23 protein-coding genes, 1 tRNA gene and 1 pseudogene are annotated in these 23369 nt (G+C 58.2%); 12 read left to right on the top strand and 13 right to left on the bottom strand.

Features of this window, described 5'->3' with window-relative positions:
* The first annotated feature begins 58 nt into the window (after positions 1–58).
* The 3 genes and pseudogenes from MOTHE_RS09325 to pckA all read left to right on the top strand — a co-directional run bounded on the left by MOTHE_RS09325 (position 59) and on the right by pckA (position 4024).
* The gene (locus tag MOTHE_RS09325; RefSeq protein ID WP_011393395.1) at positions 59–352 is read left to right on the top strand and encodes a carboxymuconolactone decarboxylase family protein; all 294 of its coding nucleotides are present in this window, start codon (positions 59–61) and stop codon (positions 350–352) included.
* Positions 353–499: 147 nt separating this feature from the next.
* Positions 500–2278: a translational GTPase TypA gene (typA, locus tag MOTHE_RS09320; RefSeq protein ID WP_053094960.1), complete on the top strand. Its 1779-nt coding sequence runs from the start codon at positions 500–502 to the stop codon at positions 2276–2278.
* Positions 2279–2395: 117 nt separating this feature from the next.
* A pseudogene (gene pckA / locus MOTHE_RS09315) lies at positions 2396–4024 on the top strand (phosphoenolpyruvate carboxykinase (ATP)).
* A gap of 132 nt (positions 4025–4156) precedes the next feature.
* Here pckA and MOTHE_RS09310 read toward each other — a convergent pair.
* Positions 4157–4603 (bottom strand): OsmC family protein, encoded by a 447-nt coding sequence (locus MOTHE_RS09310; RefSeq protein ID WP_011393392.1) that lies wholly within the window; start codon positions 4601–4603, stop codon positions 4157–4159.
* A 108-nt stretch (positions 4604–4711) separates the two neighbouring features.
* Here MOTHE_RS09310 and nth point away from each other — a divergent pair, with 108 nt between their 5' ends.
* The 3 genes from nth (at position 4712) to MOTHE_RS09295 (ending at position 8300) form a co-directional block, all read left to right on the top strand.
* The gene (gene nth, locus MOTHE_RS09305) at positions 4712–5347 is read left to right on the top strand and encodes an endonuclease III (RefSeq protein WP_053094959.1); all 636 of its coding nucleotides are present in this window, start codon (positions 4712–4714) and stop codon (positions 5345–5347) included.
* A gap of 96 nt (positions 5348–5443) precedes the next feature.
* Positions 5444–5818, top strand: coding sequence for an ATP-binding protein (locus MOTHE_RS09300; protein ID WP_011393390.1), 375 nt, complete (start codon positions 5444–5446; stop codon positions 5816–5818).
* 223 nt (positions 5819–6041) lie between these two features.
* Positions 6042–8300 (top strand): sigma-54-dependent Fis family transcriptional regulator, encoded by a 2259-nt coding sequence (locus tag MOTHE_RS09295; RefSeq protein ID WP_053094957.1) that lies wholly within the window; start codon positions 6042–6044, stop codon positions 8298–8300.
* A 13-nt stretch (positions 8301–8313) separates the two neighbouring features.
* Here MOTHE_RS09295 and MOTHE_RS09290 read toward each other — a convergent pair whose 3' ends face one another.
* The 7 genes from MOTHE_RS09290 to MOTHE_RS09260 all read right to left on the bottom strand — a co-directional run bounded on the left by MOTHE_RS09290 (position 8314) and on the right by MOTHE_RS09260 (position 16430).
* The gene (locus MOTHE_RS09290) at positions 8314–9237 is read right to left on the bottom strand and encodes an NADH-quinone oxidoreductase subunit G (protein ID WP_011393388.1); all 924 of its coding nucleotides are present in this window, start codon (positions 9235–9237) and stop codon (positions 8314–8316) included.
* A gap of 14 nt (positions 9238–9251) precedes the next feature.
* A complete protein-coding gene (gene nuoF, locus MOTHE_RS09285) occupies positions 9252–11030 on the bottom strand; it encodes an NADH-quinone oxidoreductase subunit NuoF (RefSeq protein ID WP_011393387.1) in 1779 nt (592 codons plus the stop codon).
* Positions 11031–11041: 11 nt separating this feature from the next.
* Positions 11042–11494: an NADH-quinone oxidoreductase subunit NuoE gene (gene nuoE / locus MOTHE_RS09280; RefSeq protein ID WP_036371195.1), complete on the bottom strand. Its 453-nt coding sequence runs from the start codon at positions 11492–11494 to the stop codon at positions 11042–11044.
* A 48-nt stretch (positions 11495–11542) separates the two neighbouring features.
* Positions 11543–11944, bottom strand: a complete 402-nt coding sequence (locus MOTHE_RS09275; protein WP_011393385.1) for a 4Fe-4S binding protein — start codon at positions 11942–11944, stop codon at positions 11543–11545.
* 21 nt (positions 11945–11965) lie between these two features.
* A complete protein-coding gene (locus MOTHE_RS09270; RefSeq protein ID WP_011393384.1) occupies positions 11966–12496 on the bottom strand; it encodes a 4Fe-4S dicluster domain-containing protein in 531 nt (176 codons plus the stop codon).
* Positions 12489–13871, bottom strand: coding sequence for a [Fe-Fe] hydrogenase large subunit C-terminal domain-containing protein (locus MOTHE_RS09265; protein ID WP_011393383.1), 1383 nt, complete (start codon positions 13869–13871; stop codon positions 12489–12491). The genes MOTHE_RS09270 and MOTHE_RS09265 overlap by 8 nt, the downstream gene beginning before the upstream one ends.
* 633 nt (positions 13872–14504) lie before the next feature.
* On the bottom strand, positions 14505–16430 hold the full coding sequence (locus MOTHE_RS09260) for an aconitate hydratase (protein WP_053094955.1): 1926 nt from the start codon (positions 16428–16430) through the stop codon (positions 14505–14507).
* A gap of 83 nt (positions 16431–16513) precedes the next feature.
* Here MOTHE_RS09260 and MOTHE_RS09255 point away from each other — a divergent pair, with 83 nt between their 5' ends.
* Positions 16514–16804: a DUF503 domain-containing protein gene (locus tag MOTHE_RS09255; RefSeq protein ID WP_011393381.1), complete on the top strand. Its 291-nt coding sequence runs from the start codon at positions 16514–16516 to the stop codon at positions 16802–16804.
* 175 nt (positions 16805–16979) lie between these two features.
* Positions 16980–17447, top strand: coding sequence for a tRNA (uridine(34)/cytosine(34)/5-carboxymethylaminomethyluridine(34)-2'-O)-methyltransferase TrmL (gene trmL, locus MOTHE_RS09250; RefSeq protein WP_011393380.1), 468 nt, complete (start codon positions 16980–16982; stop codon positions 17445–17447).
* A gap of 152 nt (positions 17448–17599) precedes the next feature.
* Here trmL and MOTHE_RS09245 read toward each other — a convergent pair.
* Both MOTHE_RS09245 and MOTHE_RS09240 read right to left on the bottom strand, forming a co-directional pair.
* Positions 17600–17677: transfer RNA gene (locus MOTHE_RS09245), tRNA-Pro, on the bottom strand.
* A gap of 177 nt (positions 17678–17854) precedes the next feature.
* Entirely contained in the window at positions 17855–18277 is a 423-nt protein-coding gene (locus MOTHE_RS09240) for a ferritin-like domain-containing protein (RefSeq protein WP_053094953.1), read from the bottom strand.
* A 239-nt stretch (positions 18278–18516) separates the two neighbouring features.
* Here MOTHE_RS09240 and MOTHE_RS09235 point away from each other — a divergent pair, with 239 nt between their 5' ends.
* On the top strand, positions 18517–19521 hold the full coding sequence (locus tag MOTHE_RS09235) for a YeiH family protein (RefSeq protein ID WP_236683225.1): 1005 nt from the start codon (positions 18517–18519) through the stop codon (positions 19519–19521).
* Between the two features lie 199 nt (positions 19522–19720).
* On the opposite strand, the gene MOTHE_RS09230 is transcribed toward MOTHE_RS09235, so the two are convergent.
* Positions 19721–20623, bottom strand: coding sequence for a selenium metabolism-associated LysR family transcriptional regulator (locus MOTHE_RS09230; RefSeq protein ID WP_162490078.1), 903 nt, complete (start codon positions 20621–20623; stop codon positions 19721–19723).
* 189 nt (positions 20624–20812) lie between these two features.
* Between MOTHE_RS09230 and MOTHE_RS09225 the strand changes: the two genes are divergently transcribed.
* The 3 genes from MOTHE_RS09225 (at position 20813) to MOTHE_RS09215 (ending at position 22321) form a co-directional block, all read left to right on the top strand.
* Positions 20813–21667: a YkvI family membrane protein gene (locus tag MOTHE_RS09225; RefSeq protein ID WP_053094950.1), complete on the top strand. Its 855-nt coding sequence runs from the start codon at positions 20813–20815 to the stop codon at positions 21665–21667.
* 69 nt (positions 21668–21736) lie between these two features.
* Complete coding sequence (locus tag MOTHE_RS13710; protein ID WP_053094949.1) at positions 21737–21970, top strand: hypothetical protein; 234 nt, start codon at positions 21737–21739, stop codon at positions 21968–21970.
* A 186-nt stretch (positions 21971–22156) separates the two neighbouring features.
* The gene (locus MOTHE_RS09215; protein ID WP_011393375.1) at positions 22157–22321 is read left to right on the top strand and encodes an alpha/beta-type small acid-soluble spore protein; all 165 of its coding nucleotides are present in this window, start codon (positions 22157–22159) and stop codon (positions 22319–22321) included.
* Positions 22322–22457: 136 nt separating this feature from the next.
* Here the strand turns inward: MOTHE_RS09215 and MOTHE_RS09210 are convergent, their stop codons facing one another.
* Both MOTHE_RS09210 and MOTHE_RS09205 read right to left on the bottom strand, forming a co-directional pair.
* A complete protein-coding gene (locus MOTHE_RS09210; protein ID WP_011393374.1) occupies positions 22458–22973 on the bottom strand; it encodes a sporulation membrane protein YtrI in 516 nt (171 codons plus the stop codon).
* Positions 22973–23296 (bottom strand): YtrH family sporulation protein, encoded by a 324-nt coding sequence (locus MOTHE_RS09205; RefSeq protein WP_011393373.1) that lies wholly within the window; start codon positions 23294–23296, stop codon positions 22973–22975. Before MOTHE_RS09205 ends, MOTHE_RS09210 begins: the two co-directional genes overlap by 1 nt.
* Positions 23297–23369: the final 73 nt, after the last annotated feature.

The raw sequence follows: 23369 nt of genomic DNA, 5'->3' as shown, positions 1-23369 counted from the left end.
TCCTACCAAGTTGCCATCCCTCCTACACCCCGCATCTTAATAGAGGAAGGTGATACAGATGCCCCTGCCACCCTTTATTGAAGCCCTAGCGGAGCGGGATCCGGAGTTTTACCGGGCCGTTAAAGCTGTAGCGGAAACGGCCATGGCCCCCGGCGCCCTGGACGCCAAAACCAAAACCCTCATCACCCTGGCCCTGGACGCCGCCCACGGCGCCAGCGAGGGGGTAGCCGTCCTGGCCAAACAGGCCCGGGAGCTCGGCGCCAGCGAGGAGGAAATCAGGGAAGCCCTGCGCCTGGCCTACTTTGTCGCCGGCAACGGCGTCCTGGCGGCCGGCGGTGCCGCTTACAGGTAAGAGGCCGCTTCAGGCAAAGGAATCAGGCCCATCCTGCTAGAGGCAAGGAGGTTATGTCCAGCCCCCTCACCCTTGCGCGGTCCCCTTCCTTGCGTTATACTCTATTCGGCAAAGGATAATAAAGAATAAGTTGACGGAAGGAATCCCATGGACCAGCAAAAGATACGCAACCTGGCGATAATCGCCCACGTCGATCATGGCAAGACGACCCTGGTCGACGGCATGCTGAAACAGAGCGGCATTTTCCACGAGAAGCAGGTGGTCCAGGAGCGTATCCTGGACCGCAACGATCTGGAACGGGAACGCGGCATCACTATCATGGCCAAGAATACCGCTGTCTTTTACCGGGGTTACAAGCTGAACATCGTCGACACCCCCGGCCACGCCGATTTCGGCGGCGAAGTGGAGCGCATCGTCCAGATGGTGGACGGGGCCCTCCTACTGGTGGACGCCTTCGAGGGCCCCATGCCCCAGACTCGTTTTGTCCTGAAAAAGGCCCTGGCGGTGGGTCTGAAACCCATTGTGGTCATCAATAAAATGGACCGGCCCAACGCCCGGCCGGGGGCGGTGGTCGACGAAGTCCTGGACCTTTTCATCGACCTGGGAGCCACCGAGGAGCAGCTGGATTTCCCGGTGGTCTACACAGTAGCCCGCCAGGGAACGGCCAGCCTGGACCCGGACCAGCCCGGGAAAGACCTGCAGCCTCTGTTTGACATAATCGTCCAGCATATACCAGCCCCCGGCGGGGACCCGGAGGCAACCCTGCAGGTAGGAGTCAACCTCATTGATTATGACACTTATGTCGGCCGCCAGGCCATCGGCCGGGTATATAACGGCACCATCCGCGCCCGGCAGGAAGTGGCCGTTGCCCGGCCCGACGGCAGCCTGGTCCGGGGGCATGTGGCTGCCCTGCATGTTTTTGAAGGTCTCAACAAGGTGCCGGTGGATGAAGCCGCCGCCGGGGAGATCGTCGTCGTCAGCGGCCTGGAGGACATCAACGTCGCCAATACCATTACCTCGCCGGAGGACCCCCGGCCCCTGGACTTTGTCCGTATCGACGAGCCCACGGTGGCTATGACTTTCATGGTCAATAAGAGCCCCTTCGCCGGCCGGGAAGGGGAGTATGTAACTTCCCGGAAGCTCCGGGAGCGCCTCCTCAGGGAGGCGGAATCGGATGTCAGCCTGCGGGTGGAGGAAACGGATTCCCCTGACGCCCTGCTGGTTTCCGGCCGGGGCGAGCTGCACCTCGCCATCCTCATCGAAACCATGCGCCGGGAGGGGTATGAATTCGAAGTCTCCCGGCCCCAGGCGATTATTAAAGAAATAAAGGGCGTCAAGTGCGAGCCCGTTGAAGAACTCATTATAGAGGTTCCGGAAACCTATATGGACATCGTCATCGAGCGCCTGGGTCCCCGCAAAAGCGAGATGGTCAACCTGGAAAACAAGGGGGACGGCCAGGTGCGCCTGACCTTTCATATCCCCACCCGGGGGCTCTTCGGCTTCCGTTCCGAATTCCTTACCGATACTAAAGGTCTGGGCATCATGCACCACGCCTTTCACCATTACGCCCCCTATGCCGGGGAGATTGCTACCCGGACGCGTGGTTCTCTGGTGGCCTTTGAAACCGGGGAAACAACCAGCTATGGCCTGGAGAACGCCCAGGAGCGGGGCGAGCTCTTTGTCGGCCCTGGGGTACCAGTCTACCGGGGGATGATTGTCGGCGAGCATTCCCGGCCCGGCGACCTGATGATCAACGTCTGCAAAAAAAAGCAACTGACCAACGTCCGCAGTTCTACCGCCGATATTGCTATCAAACTGGTCCCGCCCCGGGAGATGACCCTGGAGCAGTGCCTGGAATTTATCGCTGCCGACGAACTCCTGGAAGTGACGCCCAGGTCCCTCAGGATGCGAAAGAGGGATATATAACGGAGCAGGCAGCAGGCGCTTCGGTCGATCGCGATTGCCTTCGCAGCCGTCGCTAACCCCTTCGCAATAGGTGTACTGTATACATGCCGGGATTCTGTTGACCTTCCCTTGAGCTGTATGGTATATTGCAAAAGATCATACAGAGGGAGAAGGAAGGGAGAACCAGTGGGAAATACTTATGGCTTAGAGGGTTTAGGTCTTATCAATCCCGGTAATATCTATCGTAACCTCCCGGTGGCCCGCCTGGTGGAAATGGCCCTGGCCCGGGGCGAGGGAGTCCTGGCTTCCAACGGGGCCCTGAGCGTCAGGACCGGGAAATACACTGGTCGTTCCCCCAACGACAGGTTCATGGTGGATACTCCTTCCGTTCACGATACCATCAGCTGGGGCGCTGTTAACCAGCCACTGGAGGAGGCCAGGTTTGAGGCCCTGTTTCGCCGCCTGGCGGCCTACCTCCAGGGGCGGGACCTTTTTATCTTCGACGGTTTTGTCGGCGCCGATCCCGCCTACCGGATGCCCATCCGGGTGGTCAACCAGTACGCCTGGCAGAACCTCTTCGTTCACCAGCTCTTTGTCCGGCCTTCGGCGGCGGAACTGGAGGCCCACGAACCGCAGTTTACCGTCATCTGTGCCCCCGGTTTCCAGGCCACTCCTGAGGTCGACGGTACCCGCTCGGAAGCCTTTGTCGTCCTGAATTTCGACCGGCGGCTGATTATCATCGGCGGGACTTCCTACGCCGGGGAAATGAAGAAATCTATCTTCACCGTGATGAACTATCTTTTACCGGAGCGGGGCGTCTGTCCCATGCACTGCTCGGCCAACATGGGGCCGGCCGGGGATACGGCCCTCTTCTTCAGCCTCTCCGGGACCGGCAAGACCACCCTCTCGGCCGACCCGGAACGGCGCCTTATCGGCGACGACGAACACGGCTGGTCGGATCATGGTATCTTTAACTTTGAAGGCGGCTGTTATGCCAAGTGCATTAAACTCTCGGCCGAGCACGAACCCCAGATCTGGAACGCCATCCGCTTCGGCAGCGTCCTGGAGAATGTGGCCGTCGACCCGGACTCCCGGGCCATAGATTACGATTGCGACGCCCTGACGGAGAATACCAGGGCAGCTTACCCGGTAGATTTCATTCCTAACGCCGTCATCCCCGGTATAGGCGGTCACCCGCGAACCGTTGTTTTCCTTACGGCCGACGCCTTTGGCGTCATGCCGCCCATTGCCAAACTGACCCGGGAACAGGCCATGTATCACTTCCTTTCCGGTTACACCAGCAAGCTGGCGGGCACAGAGCGGGGAATCACCGATCCCCAGGCCACCTTCTCCACCTGTTTCGGCGCGCCTTTCCTGCCCAGGTCGCCCCGGGTCTATGCCGACCTTCTGGGGGAAAGGATAGCCAAACACGGGGCCAGCGTCTACCTGGTCAATACCGGTTAGACGGGGGGACCCTCCGGCATTGGCCGGCGCATGAGCCTGCCTTACACCAGGGCTATGGTCAGGGCGGCCATCAAGGGCGAGCTGGAAGGGGTAGAGTTTGTCCCTGATCCGGTTTTCGGCATCCTGGTGCTTACCTCGTGCCCCGGAGTGCCGGCCGAGGTCCTCAATCCCCGTCATACCTGGCAGGATAAAGAAAAATATGATGCCATGGCCCGCAAGCTGGCCGGTCTCTTTGCCGAGAACTTTACCAAATTCCGGGATGTACCGGAGGAGATCCGGGCAGCCGGGCCGGTTGTTCGGTAGGTAAATGCGCGGAACCCCTTAAAGCGAAAAAGCCGGCTTAAAAACCGGCTTTTTCGCTGTATTTTTTACTGGCCTTTTACCCCATTATTTTCCTCCCTGTTGGGAGCGCCTGGGCGGTATGGGTGTTTTGGCTTACTTATCGTCGCCAGTAACCTGCTTGACGACTTCGACGCCCTTCAAGGTATCCGACACCGGGCAACGCTCTTCGATCAGGTCCAGCAGGCGCTTAATATTGCGTTCCGGGGAAGGTGAGTCTATATGAATGCGGTAACGAATCTGCTGGTAACCCTTGCGGACATCGCGGTTCTTCCCCAGGAAGCCGTCGGGGTCCAGATCGCCTTCCAGCTCTACGCGGAAATCCTTTAGTTCAACATGGCAGGCCGGGGCAAAGGCAGCGGCACAGATGGACATACAGCCTCCCAGAGCGCAGAGGAGGAGTTCTACCGGGTTCATGGCCTTATCAGTGCCGCCCAGCTCCTGGGGCTCGTCGACGGCTACCTGGAAGCCCCGGGCCTGGCCCTGGCAGTACAGGCCTTCTCCGGTCCAGCGCACGGTGGCAGTAAAGGTGGTTTTAGCCATACTAGTCATCCCTTTCGTAAATAATATATTGCTACCTTGTCCATTATATCACGATATTTGGCTTATGTGAAGCAGATTGTGATTATCTTTGTCTGGGGGATAAAGGTTATGCAGAGGGACAGGGTAGAAGCAATTTTGCATTTATTACGGGCTGCCTACCCGGGAGCCCGCTCCCGTTTGAATTTCCGTAACCCCTTCGAACTCCTGGTGGCGGCCATCCTCTCCGCCCAGACCACCGACGATCAAGTTAACAAGGTAACAGGCGAGCTTTTCCGGCGTTATCCCACGCCGGAGGTCCTGGCGGCAGCAGACCCGGAGGAGGTGGCTGCTTGTATAAAAAGCCTGGGTCTTTACCGGACGAAGGCCGCCCACCTGGTCGCGGCCTGCCGCACCCTGGTCAGGGAGTATGGCGGCCGGGTTCCGGATAAACTTGAGGACCTCCTGCGCCTCCACGGGGTGGGGCGGAAGGTGGCCAATGTGGTCCTGAGCAACGCCTTTGGCCGGGATGTAATCGCCGTTGACACCCATGTCTTCCGGGTGGCCAACCGGTTGGGCCTGGCCCGGGCTGGCGATGTCCGGGAGACGGAAAGGCAGCTCATGGCCGCCCTGCCGCCGGGCAGCCGCGGTGAAGCCCACCACCTGCTGATCTATCACGGCCGGGAGGTCTGCAGGGCGCGCAACCCCCGCTGCCGGGATTGTACCCTGCGTAGTTACTGCCGGGAGGCGGGAGGGTTACCTGAGTGATCCGGATCACAACAGTTTTAAAAAGGGCATCACACCAACCATCCATCCTTCGGGATAGAATATGGCTAGAAGGATTGATAATGGAAGGTGGTATTTATGAAGCGTAAGATTGTCCATATTGACGACGAAAAGTGTACCGGCTGCGGCTTGTGCGTCACCCCCTGCGCCGAAGGCGCCATTGAAATTGTTAACGGCAAGGCCCGGGTCCTCCGGGAGGAGCTGTGCGACGGCGCCGGGGTTTGCCTGAACGTCTGCCCCACCGGCGCCCTGACTATCGAAGAGCGGGAAGCGCCGGCCTTCGACCCGGCGGCCGCCGCGGCCAACCTGGCTGCTAAAAGGAATAAAGGCGAGGCTCCCCGGTGCGTCCGGTGCGGCGCCGGGGAGGGGGAGGCCGTTCTCCTCTTTGCCCGCCACCGGGGCGAGAGCACCTGGGTCTGCACCCGCTGCCTGCCGGTCCTGATTCACGGCTAAAGACCAGCAATATTTTTTAAGGGAACCACCTGGCCCGCCCGGCCGGGTGTTTTTTTTCGTGTCCCGGCCGGGTATCCTCCTGCGGGCATCCGGTGAAGCGATGGATCTGAGGGTAGCTACTTAAATAGAATTATGAAGGTTGTTTTTCTTTGGGAAAAAGGTTAAACTGGAAGTAAAGTAACTCCAGTTATCACCCTGGTATTAGCCTTCGGGAGGCGGCAGCATGGGCGGGATAGTCAACACTGCTACTGGAAGGTGCCGTCAGTGCTATTCCTGTGTCCGCAATTGCCCGGTCAAGGCCATCAGAATAAACAAGGGCCAGGCGGAGGTTATCGCCGAACGCTGCATCAGCTGCGGCATGTGCCTGGCTTTTTGCTCCCAGGGGGCCAAACAGGTAGCCGGCAGCCAGGCGGCCGTCCTGGCAGCGTTAAAGGAGCACCAGGAGATGGTAGCCTGCCTGGCGCCGTCATTTCCAGCGGCTTTTCCTGGTTGGACCGCCGGCCAGGTGGCCGGCGCCCTGAAGAAACTTGGTTTTGCCCGGGTATGGGAGGTGGCCGTGGGGGCGCTGCTGGTTGCCAGGGAGTATCAAAGGGTGCTAAAACAGAGGAATACTCCCGCCATCAGTACGGCCTGCTATGCGGTGGTCAATCTGGTCGAGAGGCACTTCCCGTCCCTCATTCCTTACCTGTTACCGGTAGTCTCCCCCTCCATAGCCCTGGGAAGGCTTCTTAAAAAACACCTGGGTCCCGTGAAAGTGGCTTTTATCGGCCCCTGTATCGCTAAAAAAGAAGAGATTCTGGATCCGGAGGTAGCCGGCGCTGTAGATTATGTACTGACATTTGCGGAAATTAAGGAGTTACTTGCCGTTGAGCATCTGGAACATCCCGGGGTTGCGGCAGCCCTGGACAGCCCGCCGGTGGCAGTCAGCCGGCTTTTTCCCCTGCCCGGGGGACTCAGCCGGAGCATGGGCGCGATCCCGGATATTGCCGACCAGGATCTTTTGCTGGTTGAAGGGAAAGAAGGTGTGCTGGCGGCCCTGGAGGGCCTGGCACGGGGGGAGATCCGGCCCCGCTTAATCGACGCCCTTTTTTGCGAAGGCTGCGTCATGGGTCCCGGAATGGGTGTTGTGGTCAACCAGGTAAAGAGAAAGGAGCTGGTAGCCGCCTACTACCGCCGCTGTCAGGAGGCGCGCGAGCCGGAAATCCTAGCCCCCGACCTGGCGCGGAGCTTTCACAATAAACAATCGTCCCTGCCCCTCCCCGGCGAGAAAGATATTAAACGCATCTTACGGCTGACCAACAAATTTACGCCGGCCGATGAACTGAACTGTGGCGCCTGCGGCTATCACTCCTGCCGGGAGAAAGCCATAGCCGTTTACCAGGGCCTGGCGGAGATCGATATGTGCCTGCCCTATCTCCTGGAACAGAAGAGCGACCTGCTGTCCCGGGCGGCCAGCAACCTGATGCATTTCGTCAATCTATATAAAAGTCCCGGCGACAGGCCCGGCCCCGGGGTCATGGAATTGCTCCAGGAAAGAAACATTATTGTCGCCAGCCCGCGGATGTTAAGGGTCCTCTACCTGGCGGAACGGGTAGCCAGGGTGGATTCCACGGTGTTAATCCTGGGGGAATCCGGCGTCGGTAAGGAAGTAGTCGCCCGCCTGATCCATGCCTTAAGCGAGCGCGGCAAGGGGCCGTTTGTGAAAATAAACTGCGGCGCTATTCCGGAAAACCTGCTGGAATCCGAGCTTTTTGGCTACGAACGGGGGGCTTTTACCGGGGCCAACCGGGAGGGAAAGATGGGCCAGCTGGAGTTGGGCGAGGGGGGAACGGTATTCCTGGACGAAATCGCTGAACTCCCCTTAAAGCTACAGGTTAAGCTCCTGCAGGTCTTACAGGAGCAGCGCCTGGTACGGGTGGGGGGGATCAGGGAGATCAAACTCAATATTCGCATTATCTCGGCGACCAATAAAAACCTCTTGCAGATGGTCCGGGAAGGGACCTTCCGGGAGGATCTGTATTACCGCCTGAATGTAATCCCCCTGACCATCCCCCCTTTACGGGAACGGCCGGAAGATATCGAAGCCCTCATCGACCATTTTATGGACCGGCTGAACCGGCGTTACAAGCAAGAAAAAAGGATTAGCCGCCGGGCCAGGAGGTATCTCCTGGCCTATCCCTGGCCCGGCAATGTAAGGGAACTCCATAACGTCATCGAGCAGCTTTTCGTCCTGGTAGAAGGGACGGAGATTCTACCTGAGCATTTACCCTATTATATCCGCGACGACCCGGCGAGATATAGCTCCCATATGCTGGTAAAAGATATTATACCCATGAAAGAAGCCATTGAAGAGGTTGAAAAACAGTTGCTGTTAAAGGCCCTGGAAAAGTACAGGAGCACTTACCAGGTTGCCGAAAAGCTGGGGGTAAACCAGTCGACTGTAGTGCGCAAAATCAAAAAGTACGGGCTGGAGCATCAATAATCCCGGCGGTGAATTACTTGGGCCAGAGTTTTCCGGCCAGCTCTTCCAGGCCCAGGGCCTCGGTCCAACTGACGGCCGCAAAGCCTTTTTCCGTCTTAATCTGGGGCTGGGGCGGTTCCTCGCAGAAAATGAGGGTCAGGGCCAGACGGCCACGCAGGCACATGGGCCGGCCCGGTGCCGCACCGCCGGCAGCCACGGCCACCACTTTGCCCTCCTTCCTCAAGAGGTAAAAGTGGCAGCCGTTGGCGCAGAAGGGACAGGTGACGGCTTCCGGCTGGAATTCCCACCAGCGGCCCTTGCCGGCCAGGTATTTGTCCCGCAGGGCGCCGGTAGGACAGACGGCCACACAGTTCTGGCAAAAGACGCAATCGGATTCCCCCAGGGATACATCCAGGGGCGGAACAACCCTGGTGGCCGGGCCCCGGAAAGCAAAACCGAGGACAGCCTGGCCGCGGATCTCCTGGCAGGCCCGCACGCACTTGCCGCAAAGAATGCACTTGTTGGGATCCCGGATGATAAAGGGGTTATTATCGTCCAGGGGAAGCTGGTCCCTCGTTCCCTCGAAGGGCGTTCTCTTGACCCCGTAGCGATAGGCGTAGTCCTGGAGGCGGCAGTTGCCGCTTTTTTCGCAGGTCAGGCAATCCAGGGGATGGTTTGCCAGCAGGAGTTCAATGATGGTCCGCCGGGCTTCGACTACCGCCGGCGATTCCGTCAGGACGGTCATGCCCTCTTCTACCGGGGTGACACAGGCGGCAGGCAGGTTTTTCCTCCCCCGGACTTCGACCACACAGAGGCGACAGGCACCGAAGGGGGAAAGGCGTTTATCGTGACACAGGGTAGGTATAGTGATATTTAGCTCCCGGGCCGCCTCCAGGATGGTAGTCCCGGCCGGCACCCGTACTTTTTTATCATTGATGGTTAAAGAAACACCTGGCATTTTTTCACCCCCATCTACTCAACATAAATAGCTTTCTGGCGGCATAGATCCAGGCAGGTACCGCAGCGGGCACACAGTTCCAGGTCAATGGTATGGGGTTCCCTGGCCTCGCCGCTGATGGCACCCGCCGGGCAGCGGCGCCGGCAACGGGTGCAACCGTTGCATTTATCAGGGTCGATGTGGTAGGTAAGGAGTTCCCGGCAGCTTTTCGCCGGGCACCTGTGGTCCCGGATGTGGGCTTCATATTCGGCGCGGAAATAGCGCAGGGTGGACAGGACCGGGTTGGGCGCCGTCTGCCCCAGGCCGCAAAGGGCCGTACCCTTGATAACCCGGGCCAGACGCTCAAGTTGCTCGAGGTCGCCCTCCCGGCCCTGCCCCCTGGTGATGCGGGTGAGGATGGCCAGCATCTGCTGGATGCCCTCCCGGCAGGGTGTACATTTACCGCAGGATTCCGCCTGGGTAAAATTGAGGAAGAAGCGGGCTACTTCAACCATACAGGTACTATCGTCCATTACTACCAGGCCGCCGGAACCCATCATGGCCCCGGCCGCGGTAAGGGAATCGTAGTCCACCGGGAGATCCAGGTGTTCGGCCGGCAAACACCCGCCGGAAGGACCACCGATCTGGACTGCTTTGAACCCCCGGTCCTCCAGGATGCCGCCGCCGATGTTAAAGATAATCTCCCTCAGGGTGATGCCCATGGGGACCTCAACCAGGCCGGTGTTTTTGACTTTCCCCGTCAGGGCGAATATCTTGGTGCCCTTGCTTTTCTCCGTACCCAGGGAAGCATACCAGCCGGCACCCCGGCGTAAGATCAACGGCACGTTGGCATAGGTTTCCACGTTGTTAATGTTGGTGGGCTGGCCCCAGAGGCCCTGCCGGGCGGGGAAGGGCGGCCGTGGCCGGGGCATACCCCTCTCCCCCTGGATGGAGGCCAGGAGGGCTGTTTCTTCCCCGCAGACGAAGGCCCCGGCCCCTTCCCGGATGTAGAGTTCGCAGCTAAAATCGGTTCCCAGGATACGCTCGCCACAAAAACCCCTTTCCCGGGCCTGGGCCAGGGCGATCCGCAACCGCTGCACGGCCAGGGGATACTCGGCCCGGACGTAGATATAACCCTCCCGGGCGCCGATGGCGTAGGCGGCGATGAGCATGCCTTCGAGGACGGCGTGGGGGTCGCCTTCCAGGACGCTGCGGTCCATAAAGGCGCCGGGGTCGCCCTCATCGGCGTTACAGACTACATACTTCCGGTCGCCGGGGGCTTTAAAGGTGTACTCCCACTTCAGCCCGGTGGGGAAGCCAGCACCGCCGCGCCCCCTTAAACCAGACTCCTTGATTATATTGATGACTTCTTCCCGGGGCAGGGCGAGGGCCTTTTTTAACCCCTGGTAGCCTTCGACGGCCAGGTAGGCGTCGATATTTTCCGGATTGATATGACCGCAGTTTTTCAGGACATGGCGCGACTGCTGCCGGTAGAACTTAATCTGGTTATAGGCGGCTATCTTTTCCTTCGTCACCGGGTCCTGGTAGAGGAGGCGTTCAACGAGGCGACCCTGCTCCAGGTGTTCGGTGACGATGGCTTCCACGTCTTCCTCCCGCACCCGGCAGTAGAGGATGCCCTCCGGCTCGATAATCACCAGAGGCCCCTGCTCGCAGAAACCGTGGCAGCCTGTATTATCCACCTGGAACCTTTCTTCCAGGTGATGCGCGTGCAAGGCGGCCTTCAGCCGGGCGGTAACCTGGCGAGAGTGGGAGGCGACACACCCGGTCCCGGCACAGACTAGTATACGGCCCATGATGACTCCCCCTACTGGTACTTTTCTAGGATGCCGGCGATCATATCGGGTTTTAAGTGGCCATAGGTATCCCCGCTGATGCTCATTACCGGGGCCAGGGCACAGGCCCCCAGGCAGGCCACCGGTTCCAGGGTAAAGCGCAGATCGGGCGTTGTTTCCCCGGCATCGATTTGTAAAAGCTCTTTGATTCGATTTAAGATACGGTTGCCCCCGCGGATATGGCAGGCTGTTCCCTGGCAGACATGGATAACATGCCGGCCGCGGGGTTGCAGGTGGAACTGGGCATAAAAGGTGACGACGCTGTAGACGGTGCTCAAGGGCAGGTCCATGGCGGCGGCAATCTCCTTTAAAGCCTCCGGGGGCAGGTACCCCAGGGCTTCCTGGGTTGCCTGCAATACAGGGATCAGGGCGCCCTTTTCTTCCTGGTAGCGGGCCACAATTTGTTTTATGGTCTCGGCTGGCATCGGTTGTACCTCCCTCCTACTCCCCATGAGGGGCTCCCCTGATGTCTATCACTTGCCGGCGGGCTGAGGCGTTCCCGGGGCCGCTTCCTCCAGCTTTTGCGCCCCCAGCTCGCGCCGGCAGGTAGGGCATAAAGCCTCGGCAGGGCCGGGGGTGCCGGTCCCTCCTGCCAGGGGAAGATAGGGCAGGCTGGGACGACCACAAATCCGGCACTGGGGATACTTTAAATGCCACTCTTTCTTTTGTTGCCCGGGTCCCCGGCTCAAGGCCCAGACGGGGCATTTGTCGATGCAGGTTCGGCACTCCCGCGGGCAGAGTTCGGGTAGAAAGCGCAGGATAAGGGCCTCGCCGTCGCTCTCGCCCTTAAGGGCCCCGGTCCCGCACAGGCGGGTGCATATTTCGCAACGGACACACTTTTCAGGATCGAGGATTAAAGCAGCGGTAGCTATCATGGAGCCATCCTTCTTTCTCCGCTAGGCAGACTGGTGGATATGAACCCAGTTCATCAAATCCTGGACGGAGGCCAGGCGATGGTTTTGAATCAAGTTGCGGAGGGAATTGCCGTCCAGCAGGGAGAGGGCCCTGGAGGAGCAGGCCTCCACGCAGGCCGGTCCCCCCGGACGTCCTTCGCAGAGATCGCATTTATGGGCCACCACCTTGTGCTCCTTTTCCCTGTAGACCAGCTCAATAGAGCCAAAGGGGCAAACGATGGCGCAGGTTTTACAGCCGATGCACCTATCGGAGTTAATCAGGACCACGTTGTTTTTCTGGGTAATGGCCCCTACCGGGCAGGCCCGGGCACAGGGCGCGTCTTCACAGTGGCGGCAACGGACGGAGAGGGAGGCACCGCCACTTTTAACCACAAAGACCCGGCTGTACAGGGGTTCGGTAACCATACCGGCGGTGAGGACCGGTTTTTCCATATGGGCAATGGCGCAGGCGACCTCACAGGCCTTGCACCCGGTACAGTTGCGCGGGTCGGCGAGAATCAGGGAGTTAAACATTCTCTTCTGACCTCCTGACAGTGTAATGGGTATGGAGCAGGGCGTGGGATAGCTCGCCCAGGGGCTGGCCTAAAAAATCGGCGTAGAGCTGTTTGATGGCTGGATTTTCATGGGCCTTGCGCACGGGGAGATCCCGGTCGTGGTTGTAGATGCTGGCCGCCCGCTGGCGATAGATGGAGCCGCGATAGGTTTCTACCAGGATTTTCGGTTGGCCGCCGCCGCTGAGACAACCGGCGGGGCAGGCCATGACCTCCATAAAGTGGAAGCTGGCCTTCCCGGCTATCAGGTCGTCCAGGATGGGGACGACATTCTTTAACCCGGCCACGATAATAATTTCCAACTGTTCTTTGCCGAGGTTGATATTGACCTTGCGGGTACCGGCCATACCCCGTACCTCATGGAACTCAATCTCCTCCAGGGGCTTACCGCCTACAACTTCGGCCGCCGTCCTTAGAACGGCCTCGGTGACCCCGCCGGTAACGCCGAAGATAGCCCCGGCGCCGCTGTATTCGCCCAGGGGCTGATCGGGTTCTTCCTCTGCCAGGCTGTGCCAGTCAATACCCTTATCCTTAATGAGGTGGGCCAGTTCCCGGGTAGTCAGGACGGCGTCGACGTCGCGGCCATAGCTACCACCAAGCTCGGGACGGTTACATTCAAATTTCTTGGCTATGCAGGGCATGACGGCCGTTACAAAGAGGTGCCGGGAGCGCAGATCGGGGTCAAGCTGGCCGGTGTAGGTTTTAAAGATAGCACCGGCCATTTGCTGGGGTGATTTACAGGTAGAGAGGTTGGCGATTAGCTGCGGGTAAGCCTGCTCGACAAATTTAACCCAGGCCGGGCAGCAGGAGCTAAAAAGGGGTAAAGCACCGTCGCCCTGCAAGCGCTGCAGCAGCTCGTAGCCTTCTTCCATCACCGTTAGGTCGGCGGCAAAGTTGGTATCATAGACATATTTAAAGCCCAGGCGCCTCAAGGCGGCGACAATACGGCCGACGGTAACGACCTGGGGTGATAGGCCGAAGTCCTCCGCCAGGGCGAACCGGATCGCCGGGGCGAACTGCACGGCATTAAAAAGGTCCGGCCGGGCCAGGGCTTCCCGGACCAGCTCCTCGTGGCTTTCGTTATAGGCCGCGAATAAGGGTTCGGGGGCGGCCGCCGGGAGCAGGCGGCGTTCGCGGTTTTTAGCAGCCATGGTCTCGGGGCTGGTCGTATAGGGGGAAGCATAGGCGCTGCAAATTTGCACACACTGGCCACAGTTGACGCAGATTTCTCTATTGATTATCTGGGGTTCACCCTGGTTGCCCTCAATGGCCCCTGTGGGACAGATTTCGGCGCAGCGGCGGCAACCGGTACAAAGATCCCGATCAATATAAATCATGATAGCCATCCCTCCTGATGAAGAAATTTAGCCCCCTGACTGAAAGTTATTGCAAATTTCATGCCATAGGGTAAGAATAGAGGGAAGAGTGGTTCTATTAAATCTCCGGGGAGTGTTTAATGCCGACTCGCATTAAGTAATGCACGCCTGCATTAAAACCCGGACCGGAAGGCGCCGGGATCAACCAGGAATTACCTGGCACAATCCTTGCTTGAAAATCTGGCGGGAGGTGTTGATCATGCAGACGAGGAGGGAGCTTCGTTTTTGTCCCAGGTGCGGGCAGGAGCACCATCAGCAGGTGGACAGGTGGCTTCTTTGTGGCCCTTGCTATCATGAGGTAAACATCCTTCGCCACCTGCCCAGGACAAAGCCGCTCCAGCCGGCCTATTATTGCGTCTTTCCCGGCAAAAATTCATGATGCGGCTTCAGGAATGAGAAGTAGCACGCCCCGTCATGTTTGATCAAAAGAACAGAGTTCTGCCACCCCCGCCGCTTAAGCAACTGAGCGCTATTTTCGGAGGAGAAAGACGGCAAGGCCCGGCAGCACCCGCGCCGGGCACAGAAAAAGCCCCGGGCCGCCCGACGGCGGACCCGGGGCTTTTTCTGTATCCTAGGTGCTCAGTAACCTGGAATTTACCGGTCTGCCTGCTGTTTGGTGTAGTTCAGCAGCCCCCCGGCCAGGATGACGGTCTGCTGGCGGGGGGAGAGGTCGTGACGCACTTTAAAAGTAAAGCCCTTGCTGGTGTCGGTAACCGTTATTTCCTCCGGCTCAAGTCCCTGGCTCAGGTCGATGGCCAGAGTGTCACCGGCTGCAATCCGGTCGTAATCGTCCGGGTCGGCAAAGGTCAGGGGCAGGATGCCGAAATTCACCAGGTTGCTGCGGTGGATGCGGGCGAAGGATTTGGCGATGACCGCCTTGATGCCCAGGTACATGGGGCAGAGGGCGGCGTGCTCACGGCTCGAGCCCTGGCCGTAGTTTTGCCCGCCAACAATTATTCCCTGGCCGGCTTCCTTGGCCCGCCGGGCAAAGGTCGGGTCCACTCCCTCAAAGGCGTGCTCGGCCAGGGCCGGGATGTTGGAACGCAAGGGTAAATATCTGGCGCCGGCCGGGGAAATATGGTCGGTGGTAATATTGTCGCCGACTTTCAAAAGGACCGGAGCGGTAATAACCTCCGCCGGCGGCTGGGGCAGGGGCAGGGGCTTGATATTGGGCCCGCGCCGGATCTCCACCCGGGAACCGTCCTCCGGCGGGAAGATGAACATACCGTCGTCCACCGGGAAGCTTTCCGGGAGGGCCACCTCTATGGGTTCACCAAGCTCCCGGGGATCGGTCAGGTAACCTTTAAGGGCCGTGGCTGCGGCCACCTCCGGGCTGGCCAGGTAAATTAACGCGTCGGCCGTACCGCTGCGGCCCTGGAAGTTACGGTTGAAGGTGCGCACCGAAATGCCACCCGAAGGCGGGGCCTGTCCCATACCGATGCAGGGGCCGCAGGCGCATTCCAGGATACGGGCGCCGGCGGTGATCAGGTCGGCCAGGGCGCCGTTTTTCGCCAACATGCGGAAGACCTGGCGCGACCCCGGGGCGATAACCAGGCTGACATCCGGATGGACTCGTTTACCCTTGAGGATGGCCGCCACCCGCATGAGATCGGTGTAGGAAGAGTTGGTGCAGCTACCGATGGCCACCTGGTTGACCTTGATCGGGCCTACCTCCCTGACAGGGGCTACATTATCCGGCATGTGGGGTCGGGCCACCAGGGGTTCCAGGGCGGCCAGGTCGATATCGATGACCTGGTCATAGGTGGCGTCGGCATCGGGCAGGAGTTCAACCCAGTCGCCGGCGCGGCCCTGGGCAGTCAGGAAGGCCCTGGTAACCGCGTCACTGGGGAAGATGGAGGTGGTGGCCCCCAGCTCGGCGTCCATATTGGTAATGGTCGCCCGTTCCGGCACGGAAAGGGTGGCCACGCCGTCGCCGCCGTACTCGATGACCTTGCCCACACCGCCTTTAACGCTTAATCTACGTAAGACTTCCAGGATGATATCCTTGGCGCTCACCCAGGGGGCCAAACGCCCGTGCAAATTGACACGGACGACGGCCGGCATGTTAAAATAGAAAGGACCGCCGGCCATGGCCACGGCTACATCCAGGCCGCCGGCGCCGATCCCTAAGGCGCCCAGGCCCCCGGCAGTGGGGGTATGGCTGTCGGACCCCAGCAGGGTCGTTCCGGGGACGGCGAAGCGTTCCAGATGGACCTGGTGGCAGATACCATTGCCGGGCCGGGAAAAGATAATGCCGTATTTGGCGGCGATGCCCTGCAGGAACAGGTGATCGTCGGCGTTTTCAAAGCCGGTCTGGAGGGTATTATGGTCGACGTAACTGACGGAAAGCCTGGTCCGCACCCGGGGGACGCCCATGGCCTCCAGTTGCAGGTAAGCCATGGTACCGGTGGCGTCCTGGGTCAGGGTCTGGTCGATGCGGATGGCAATCTCCTCACCCGGTACCATCTTGCCGGTCACCAGGTGCTGGCCGATTATCTTCTGGGCTAGATTCTGGCCCACTGCAGGTTCCCCCTCTCACATTAAACAATCTTTTATAATATAACAGAAACGGGTGGGAATGTGAACCCGCCCGGGGAGATGGGATGACTATTATGGTTATCGGTGTCGGCACGGCTACCCTGCGCCTGGCCGGGGCACGGAGCTTGAAGGACAAGCGGCGGGTGTTGAAGAGCATCCTGGCGCGTTTACATAACCGTTTCAATGTCGCCGCCGCCGAGGTGGATTACCAGGACAGCCACCAGAAGGCCGAAGTAGGCATCGCCTGCGTCAGCACCAGCGGCAGCCATGCCAGCCAGGTCCTGGCGGCCGTAATGGGCTTCCTGGAGGCTGAAGATGCGATTGAGCTGCTGGCGTATCATACAGAGTTGCTGTGACTACCTGATCTACAAAGGAGCCGTTCATAGTGAAAGGAAACCCATTTTTTCGGAGGGCCCTCCAGGGTGCTGACGACCCCGCCAGATTGTACCCTCCAGCCCCCATGAAGCTGGAATATAACTCAACCAGCAATCGCCATTTTTAGTAACTATTATTATCGAAGGAGTCAGAGTGATGCCCTTGCACGTTGTCCTCTATCAGCCGGAAATACCCCAGAACACCGGCAATATTGCCCGTACCTGCGCCCTAACCGGGACGTTCCTCCATCTGATTCATCCCCTGGGCTTTCGCCTGGATGAGAAACACCTCAAGCGAGCCGGCCTGGATTACTGGGAGGAAGTAAATATTCTCGAACACAGCACCTGGGCAGCCTTCCGGGAGGCTTATCCCGATGCCAATTGCTACTACCTGTCCACCAAGGGTCAGCGCCGTTATACAAAGGTTGATTACCGACCGGATGATTTCCTCGTCTTCGGTCCCGAGACCCGGGGGCTGCCGGCCAGTATCCTGGAACCGGCGGGCGACAGGGTGCTCCGGGTGCCCATGCGGCCGGGCCTGAGATCCCTGAACCTGGCCAACAGCGTGGCTATCGTCCTCTACGAAGCCCTGCGCCAGTTGGATTTTCCCGGCCTCCTTCCGTAGCCACATGGTGTTACTGCCAGGCGCGGCAGGCATCGTTTACGCCAGTAATTAGAGGCAGGTCGTGCCTTCTCGATAAAAGCGCCTTCAAAGTCCTTGTTAAATATTAAAAAAGCCTATCCTCCCCAGGATAGGCTTTTAACTTCTTACATAAGTGGTCGGGGCGAGGTGATTTGAACACCCGACCTCACGGTCCCGAACCGTGCGCTCTAGCCAAACTGAGCTACGCCCCGTCAGCAACCTACTACTCAATTATAATGCCCTTGAATGCTGAAGTCAAGGATTATTCGAGGCGATTGGCGTACCTTCCTGCCCCGAAAAATCCCGCAAAAAGAGCCGGGGTGATGTACCCCGGCTGGAGGTGATGTACGCCGTTTATGGGCTACAGGCCTGCCAATACAAGCAGATACCTACTTGAAGTAACAGGCCAGCAAACCTTCCAGGGCCCGGGCGTGGCGGCCTTCGTCCCGGGAGGACTCGTCGAAGAAGTCGTGGGCGTGGTCGATGTTATTCTCCTTGGCCTTGACGGCGGCCTCCCTCTTGCCCTTATTTGCTCCCAGCTCGCCGGCCAGCATCTTTTCCAGGTTTTCCTTGGTGCTGGCGCTGATCTTGCCGTTTAGCTCGGCAAAATGGGCGGCGTGCTCGGCTTCCTCCCAGGCGATTTTCTCCAGGGTCAGGGCCACCTCGGGATAACCCTCCCGCAGGGCCTGGCGGGCCATGGCCAGATAGAGGCCGACTTCCATAGTCTCGCCTTTGAAATTGGCCTCAACGGCATCCTCCACTACTGTCCCTTTGGTTACACCCAGCTTGACATCATTGACCAGTTCTGCCATTATGATAACCCCTTTCTGTAATAGTAATGGTTACTGTTAACGTTTACGGTCTCATTATATATAATACCCCAACTCCTGTCAACCCTTTCAGGCAAAAAAATTATTCTGGAGGATAAGTGTTAAAACCGGCTAATAGCAACGATAAGTATTATATATTTTACACTTGCTCCTTCCAGTGCTATCCTGGGTTTAAAATTGCATGGAAGGGGATGAACAATATGTCTACAAGGAATCCAACAATGACTGAAGGGAACCAGGGCTTGGGTCTTATCCAGGGGGTGGGCCTGACTGTAATTCTTACCCTGGTTGCCAGGCAGCTTGCCATGTTACCGATTCTAAAAATCATGGGCAGCATGGTTCTTGCTATCCTTCTGGGTGTTGCCTGGCGTTCCCTTATGGACATTCCAGCAACGGCAGAGGTGGGCATTAATTTCGCCAGCAAAAAAATTCTCCGTTATGGCATTATCCTCATGGGACTGCGTCTGGATATCCCTAAAATTATTGCTGCCGGCCCGCAGGTAATTCTCCTTGACATCCTGGCCATCTTAGTGTCTATGGTAGTAATTATTTTCCTGGGGCAGAGGATGGGGCTTAATAAAAAATTAGCCGCCCTCATAGCTGCCGGGACGGGTATTTGCGGGGCAGCAGCCATTGCCGCCATAGCCCCGATAGTCAGGTCCCGGGATGATGAAACTGCCGTGGCGGTGGCTATTGTCGCCCTGCTGGGAACCCTATTTACGATTCTTTACACCCTGCTTTACCCGGTACTTAATTTAACTTCCTTCCAGTATGGTTTATTATCCGGCAGCAGCCTACATGAACTGGCCCATGTGATTGCGGCAGCCCAGGCCGGGGGCAGCGCCAGCGCTGATATCGCTATCCTGGTAAAACTAGGGCGAGTGGCCTTCCTGGTGCCGGTAGCTCTTGTGCTAGGATTAATTTTTGCTCGTCAAAATGAAACTGGCGCCGGCTGGCATTGGCGCCAGCTCCAGGTGCCATGGTTCATTTTGGGTTTCCTGGTTTTTAGCGGTATCAACACTATGGCTATTCTGTCAACTCCCCTTATCGCATTTTTGATCCAGGTCGGTGTTTTTCTCCTGACCGTGGCTATGGCCGGCCTGGGCCTTAACGTAAGCCTGGAAATGATCAAAAAGGTCGGCAGCCGGGGCCTGGTAACCAGTTTGCTGGGTTCCGTTGTCCTTAGCTTAACTATCTTTCTGGTTATTGCCAGTTTGATTAATTAAAAAGGGCGCCTGGGACGTAAGAAGGCAAAGAAATATCGTCATCGAAGGGGTTGCCAATAGTGAGGCGTTTGCCGTTTTCGCGAATATGGGCCTTACGGGCTTTCCGATACCTGGAATTAAATGGGGGTCCTCCAGGAATCCCTTCTGCAAAAGCCAGGCTAAAAAAGCCGTGTTCGGGAATGGGAAGATATAAATTCTCCTAAAAATTGGTAGATAGTAAAAAAGCTAGGAAAGCTTCGGCTGCGGCGCTACGAAATTTATGCCTGTTGTAGGCGATGTGGAAAGTGCGCCGGAAATCAATTCCCTGGAGTCTTACTTCCCGGAGCAGGTTATACCTGATCTCTTTTTTTATTGCCAGGCGGGAGATAATGGCGACACCCAACCCCGCTTCGACTGCTTCTTTTATGGCTTGGGTGCTACCCAGCTCCATTACCACCTTCAGAGTGGATAATTCTAACCCCGCTTTCCTTAACCCCGCCTCGGTTATCTGCCTGGTGCCTGACCCTTCTTCTCGCAGGATGAGGGGTTCTTCCCTTAATTCTTCCGGAGTGATTTCTCTGCGTCCGGCCCAGCGGTGTTCCGGGTGAATAATGAGCACCAGTTCATCCTGGAAGAGATCTTCCTGAATGAGATTGGGATGCTTCGCCTGGCCTTCAATGAGGGCTAGATCCAGTTCACCATCCAGGGTCCGGCAGATGATTTCCTGGGTATTGGCGATTCGCAAAGTTATTTCCACGTCGGGGTACTGCCTTTTAAATTCCCCGGCAATAGAAGGCAGAAAGTACTCGCCGATAGTCAGGGTGGCGCCTACCACCAGGTTGCCCTTTACTTTGCCGCTGATATCTGCCAGGGCTTTTTTGACTTCGTCATATAGCCTGCTCAGCTCCAGGGCGTAATTATAGAGAACTCGACCGGCCTCAGTAAGGGTAACCTGGCGGTTATTGCGATCCAGGAGACGGGTGCCGAAATATTCTTCCAGAGATTGGATGTGCAGGCTGATAGCCGGCTGGGTCAGGTGTAATACCCGGGCGGCCCGGGAGAAACTCTTTTGTTCGGCTACGGCCTTGAAAGTGAGTAACTGGTTGTCGAGCAAGGTTATCACCAAAAAAACTATAACAGTTTTTTAACCCTCGGTCTATCAATTATTGGACACAGTTTTAACCATGAAATATGTGTCTCCGGAAGGATAGAAAGGAGGCTTAGTTATAGTAAGTTCCGGGGACGACGGCTTTGGTCCTGGTAAGCTTTTACCAGTTTAGCGGCTGCCTGGTTCAGGCACAATAAGGATACCATGGCCAAACAGTATTCTACCTGGCAGATTGCCGCTACTTATATCGGCACCGTGGTGGGGGCCGGGTTCGCTTCCGGCCAGGAAGTGTTGCAGTTCTTCGGGTACTTCGGGCTGCGGGGCATCCTGGGCCTGATCCTGGCCACGGCTCTATTTATCTTTTTTGGCTACACCGTCCTTAGGCTGGGCTTTCAATTAAAGGCGGAGTCCCACCTGGAGGTGATGCACCGGGCCGGCGGCGCCTTCATCGGCCGGGCGGTAGATGCCGTCACCACCTTCTTCCTATTTGGCGCCCTGGCCGTCATGGCTGCCGGTTCGGGGGCCATTTTCAGGCAGGAATTCCATCTGCCCGTGCTCCTGGGCAGCAGCCTGCTGATAGCCATCACCCTGGTAACTGTCCTGGCGGGCATTGAGAAGGTGATTGACTCCATCAGTTTGGTAGCCCCGGTCTTGATAGCCTCTGTACTTGGCATCAGCCTGGCCACGGTGGCTAAAAACCTGCCCGCCCTGGTAGCCAACCTTTCCTGGGAGGAGACTTACCAGGCCGCCGTATCTTCCTGGCCCCTGGCGGCCCTCCTCTATGCTTCTTACAACCTGGTATTATCCATTGCTGTCCTGGGCCCCCTGGGAGCCCTGGCCCGGCAGGAGCGCCTCTTGCCGGGGGCCTTCCTGGGGGGCCTGGGCCTGGGGCTGGGAGCCATAGCCATTACCCTGGCCCTGATCACCACGGCCCCGGCAGTAACGGCCCTGGAAGTGCCCATGCTGTATATAGCCGGCAGTTTCAGCCCCGTCCTGCGCATTTTTTACAGCGCCGTCCTGCTGGCGGAGATCTATACTACTGCTGTCAGCAGCCTCTAGGGTTTTGCCGCCCGCCTGGCCGGACCGGGAGGAAATAACTTTCGCCGGCTGGCTATAGGAGCCAGTGCCGTGGCCCTGGCAGCCGGCCAGGCCGGCTTTTCCCGCCTGGTGGCCACCCTTTTCCCCCTGGTGGGTTATGCCGGTTTCCTGCTCCTCGGAGGCCTGGCCTATTACGTTCTAAAAGAAATCCTGGCTCTACGACCGGCATTTCCAGGTCGCCTGGTCCCTGCCCCGGCCCGCAGGCCGATTTTGGGGGCGGTTTTAGAGAGAAGGGGAAAGGCGGGCGAGAAGGAACGCCCTTAGGCAACCTTGCAATTACCTCGCGCGCCGGGTGCACGGGAGAGAGAAAAAACCTCAACCGGCATTCCCTCAGAGGGTCTACCCGGGGGAAGGGGAAATAGCCCGGCCTAGCGAAGCGGGAAACCGGTTGCAATATAAGGAAAAGCGCCCCCGGCAGAAGGGGAAACGGCTGGACGAAGGTGAAAACTGGTGGGTAAAAAGAAGGAAAACCCGGAGATACTGGCTATAAAACTGGAAGTAGCTGCTGAACTGGGACTGCTGGATAAAATAGAGCAGTGTGGCTGGGGAGCCCTGAGTTCTGCCGAGAGTGGCAAAATCGGCGGGCTGCTGGCCCGGAGGTTAAAATCAGGATAGTGGTAAAGAACGTAAAAGCAGCATCTTAGCACAGGGAGGCATCAAACGTGGAGTCTAAAGAAAAACGACCGCCCACCAGCAGGGAGGACCGTATCTTAAGACCAGAGGATTTCCCCCAGGGGAAGATTGGCTCCGCCTATATGGCCACCATTGCCGGGCAACCGGCCATCAGGGATGTGGCCGATGAGGAGGAAGAGGAGGACAGGCCCTGAGCCTGGAGGTGGACAATCACTTTGTCGCTTATGAGAAGAAGGGTGACCTTGAGTTTGAACTGGCGGCCGTTTACCTTGATGGTACGGCCGTCGATCATAGCCGGGATCAGGGCCGGATTTAGCCGTTGAACGTCTTGGCCCTTTAAAGGGGAGAGGATGTTCTGGACTTCCCTCGTGATGGCCTGGGTGGCGGCCCGGCTTTCTACAGCCGTTGGCCTGTCACCCTCAAAGGTTATTACCGGTTCGATGGCTACAATTACCTGGTGCCTTCGCTGGGAAAGACTCTCCTTTAACTGGGCCAGCTCTTCACCTGCAGCCTCCAGGCGTTGTTCCAGCTCGGCCCTGGCCAGGTGCAGCTGTTCCTGCTGGCGGGCCAGGAAGAGATTGGTGAGACTGGCCCCCAGGAGAAAGCCCAGGATAAAAATGGCCAGGTAGCGCATCACTTACCTCCGGCAAGGTTCTGAATGAGCCAGTAACCCACCTGGGCCCCGAAGAAGGCAATAATAATAAATAATAGCTGCTTGAGCAGGATGCGAAACTGGCCTTCCAGGAGGCCCTGGCCTAAAATCTCAATGGCACTGAAGGTACCGCCCATGGCAGCGGCAATGGCCCAGATCTTGATCTCCAGGGCCAGGCGGGTCATGGTTCTTAAGGGAGGTTGCCCGACCAGGATGGCCGCCAGGGAGCCCACTATGGCCGCTCCCAGGACGACTCCCAGGGCGGTAAAGAAGATGAGCAGCAGCTTGGGTAAAAAACCGTCCATTTATAAGTGGCCTCCGAAACAGGGTACACTAGGAAGGGGGCGGCTTCCTAAATATCTTACGTCTCTTTAGATG

The organism is Moorella thermoacetica (assembly GCF_001267405.1).
Classification (GTDB): domain Bacteria; phylum Bacillota; class DSM-521; order Neomoorellales; family Neomoorellaceae; genus Neomoorella; species Neomoorella thermoacetica.
Note: the sequence above shows the minus strand (reverse complement) of the source record. Positions and strands in the feature narration are given on the sequence as shown.

Coding starts and splice junctions, on each gene's coding strand:
- MOTHE_RS09295 (WP_053094957.1), top strand. CDS start 6,042: ATGGGCGGGATAGTCAACACTGCTACTGGAAGGTGCCGTCAGTGCTAT.
- MOTHE_RS09235 (WP_236683225.1), top strand. CDS start 18,517: ATGACTGAAGGGAACCAGGGCTTGGGTCTTATCCAGGGGGTGGGCCTG.
- nth (WP_053094959.1), top strand. CDS start 4,712: ATGCAGAGGGACAGGGTAGAAGCAATTTTGCATTTATTACGGGCTGCC.
- nuoE (WP_036371195.1), bottom strand. CDS start 11,494: ATGCCAGCCGAGACCATAAAACAAATTGTGGCCCGCTACCAGGAAGAA.
- MOTHE_RS09275 (WP_011393385.1), bottom strand. CDS start 11,944: ATGATAGCTACCGCTGCTTTAATCCTCGATCCTGAAAAGTGTGTCCGT.
- MOTHE_RS09270 (WP_011393384.1), bottom strand. CDS start 12,496: ATGTTTAACTCCCTGATTCTCGCCGACCCGCGCAACTGTACCGGGTGC.
- MOTHE_RS09310 (WP_011393392.1), bottom strand. CDS start 4,603: ATGGCTAAAACCACCTTTACTGCCACCGTGCGCTGGACCGGAGAAGGC.
- MOTHE_RS09205 (WP_011393373.1), bottom strand. CDS start 23,296: ATGGACGGTTTTTTACCCAAGCTGCTGCTCATCTTCTTTACCGCCCTG.
- nuoF (WP_011393387.1), bottom strand. CDS start 11,030: ATGGGCCGTATACTAGTCTGTGCCGGGACCGGGTGTGTCGCCTCCCAC.
- trmL (WP_011393380.1), top strand. CDS start 16,980: ATGCCCTTGCACGTTGTCCTCTATCAGCCGGAAATACCCCAGAACACC.
- MOTHE_RS09255 (WP_011393381.1), top strand. CDS start 16,514: ATGACTATTATGGTTATCGGTGTCGGCACGGCTACCCTGCGCCTGGCC.
- MOTHE_RS09300 (WP_011393390.1), top strand. CDS start 5,444: ATGAAGCGTAAGATTGTCCATATTGACGACGAAAAGTGTACCGGCTGC.
- MOTHE_RS09325 (WP_011393395.1), top strand. CDS start 59: ATGCCCCTGCCACCCTTTATTGAAGCCCTAGCGGAGCGGGATCCGGAG.
- MOTHE_RS09210 (WP_011393374.1), bottom strand. CDS start 22,973: ATGCGCTACCTGGCCATTTTTATCCTGGGCTTTCTCCTGGGGGCCAGT.
- MOTHE_RS09265 (WP_011393383.1), bottom strand. CDS start 13,871: ATGATTTATATTGATCGGGATCTTTGTACCGGTTGCCGCCGCTGCGCC.
- MOTHE_RS09290 (WP_011393388.1), bottom strand. CDS start 9,237: ATGCCAGGTGTTTCTTTAACCATCAATGATAAAAAAGTACGGGTGCCG.
- MOTHE_RS09225 (WP_053094950.1), top strand. CDS start 20,813: ATGGCCAAACAGTATTCTACCTGGCAGATTGCCGCTACTTATATCGGC.
- typA (WP_053094960.1), top strand. CDS start 500: ATGGACCAGCAAAAGATACGCAACCTGGCGATAATCGCCCACGTCGAT.
- MOTHE_RS09240 (WP_053094953.1), bottom strand. CDS start 18,277: ATGGCAGAACTGGTCAATGATGTCAAGCTGGGTGTAACCAAAGGGACA.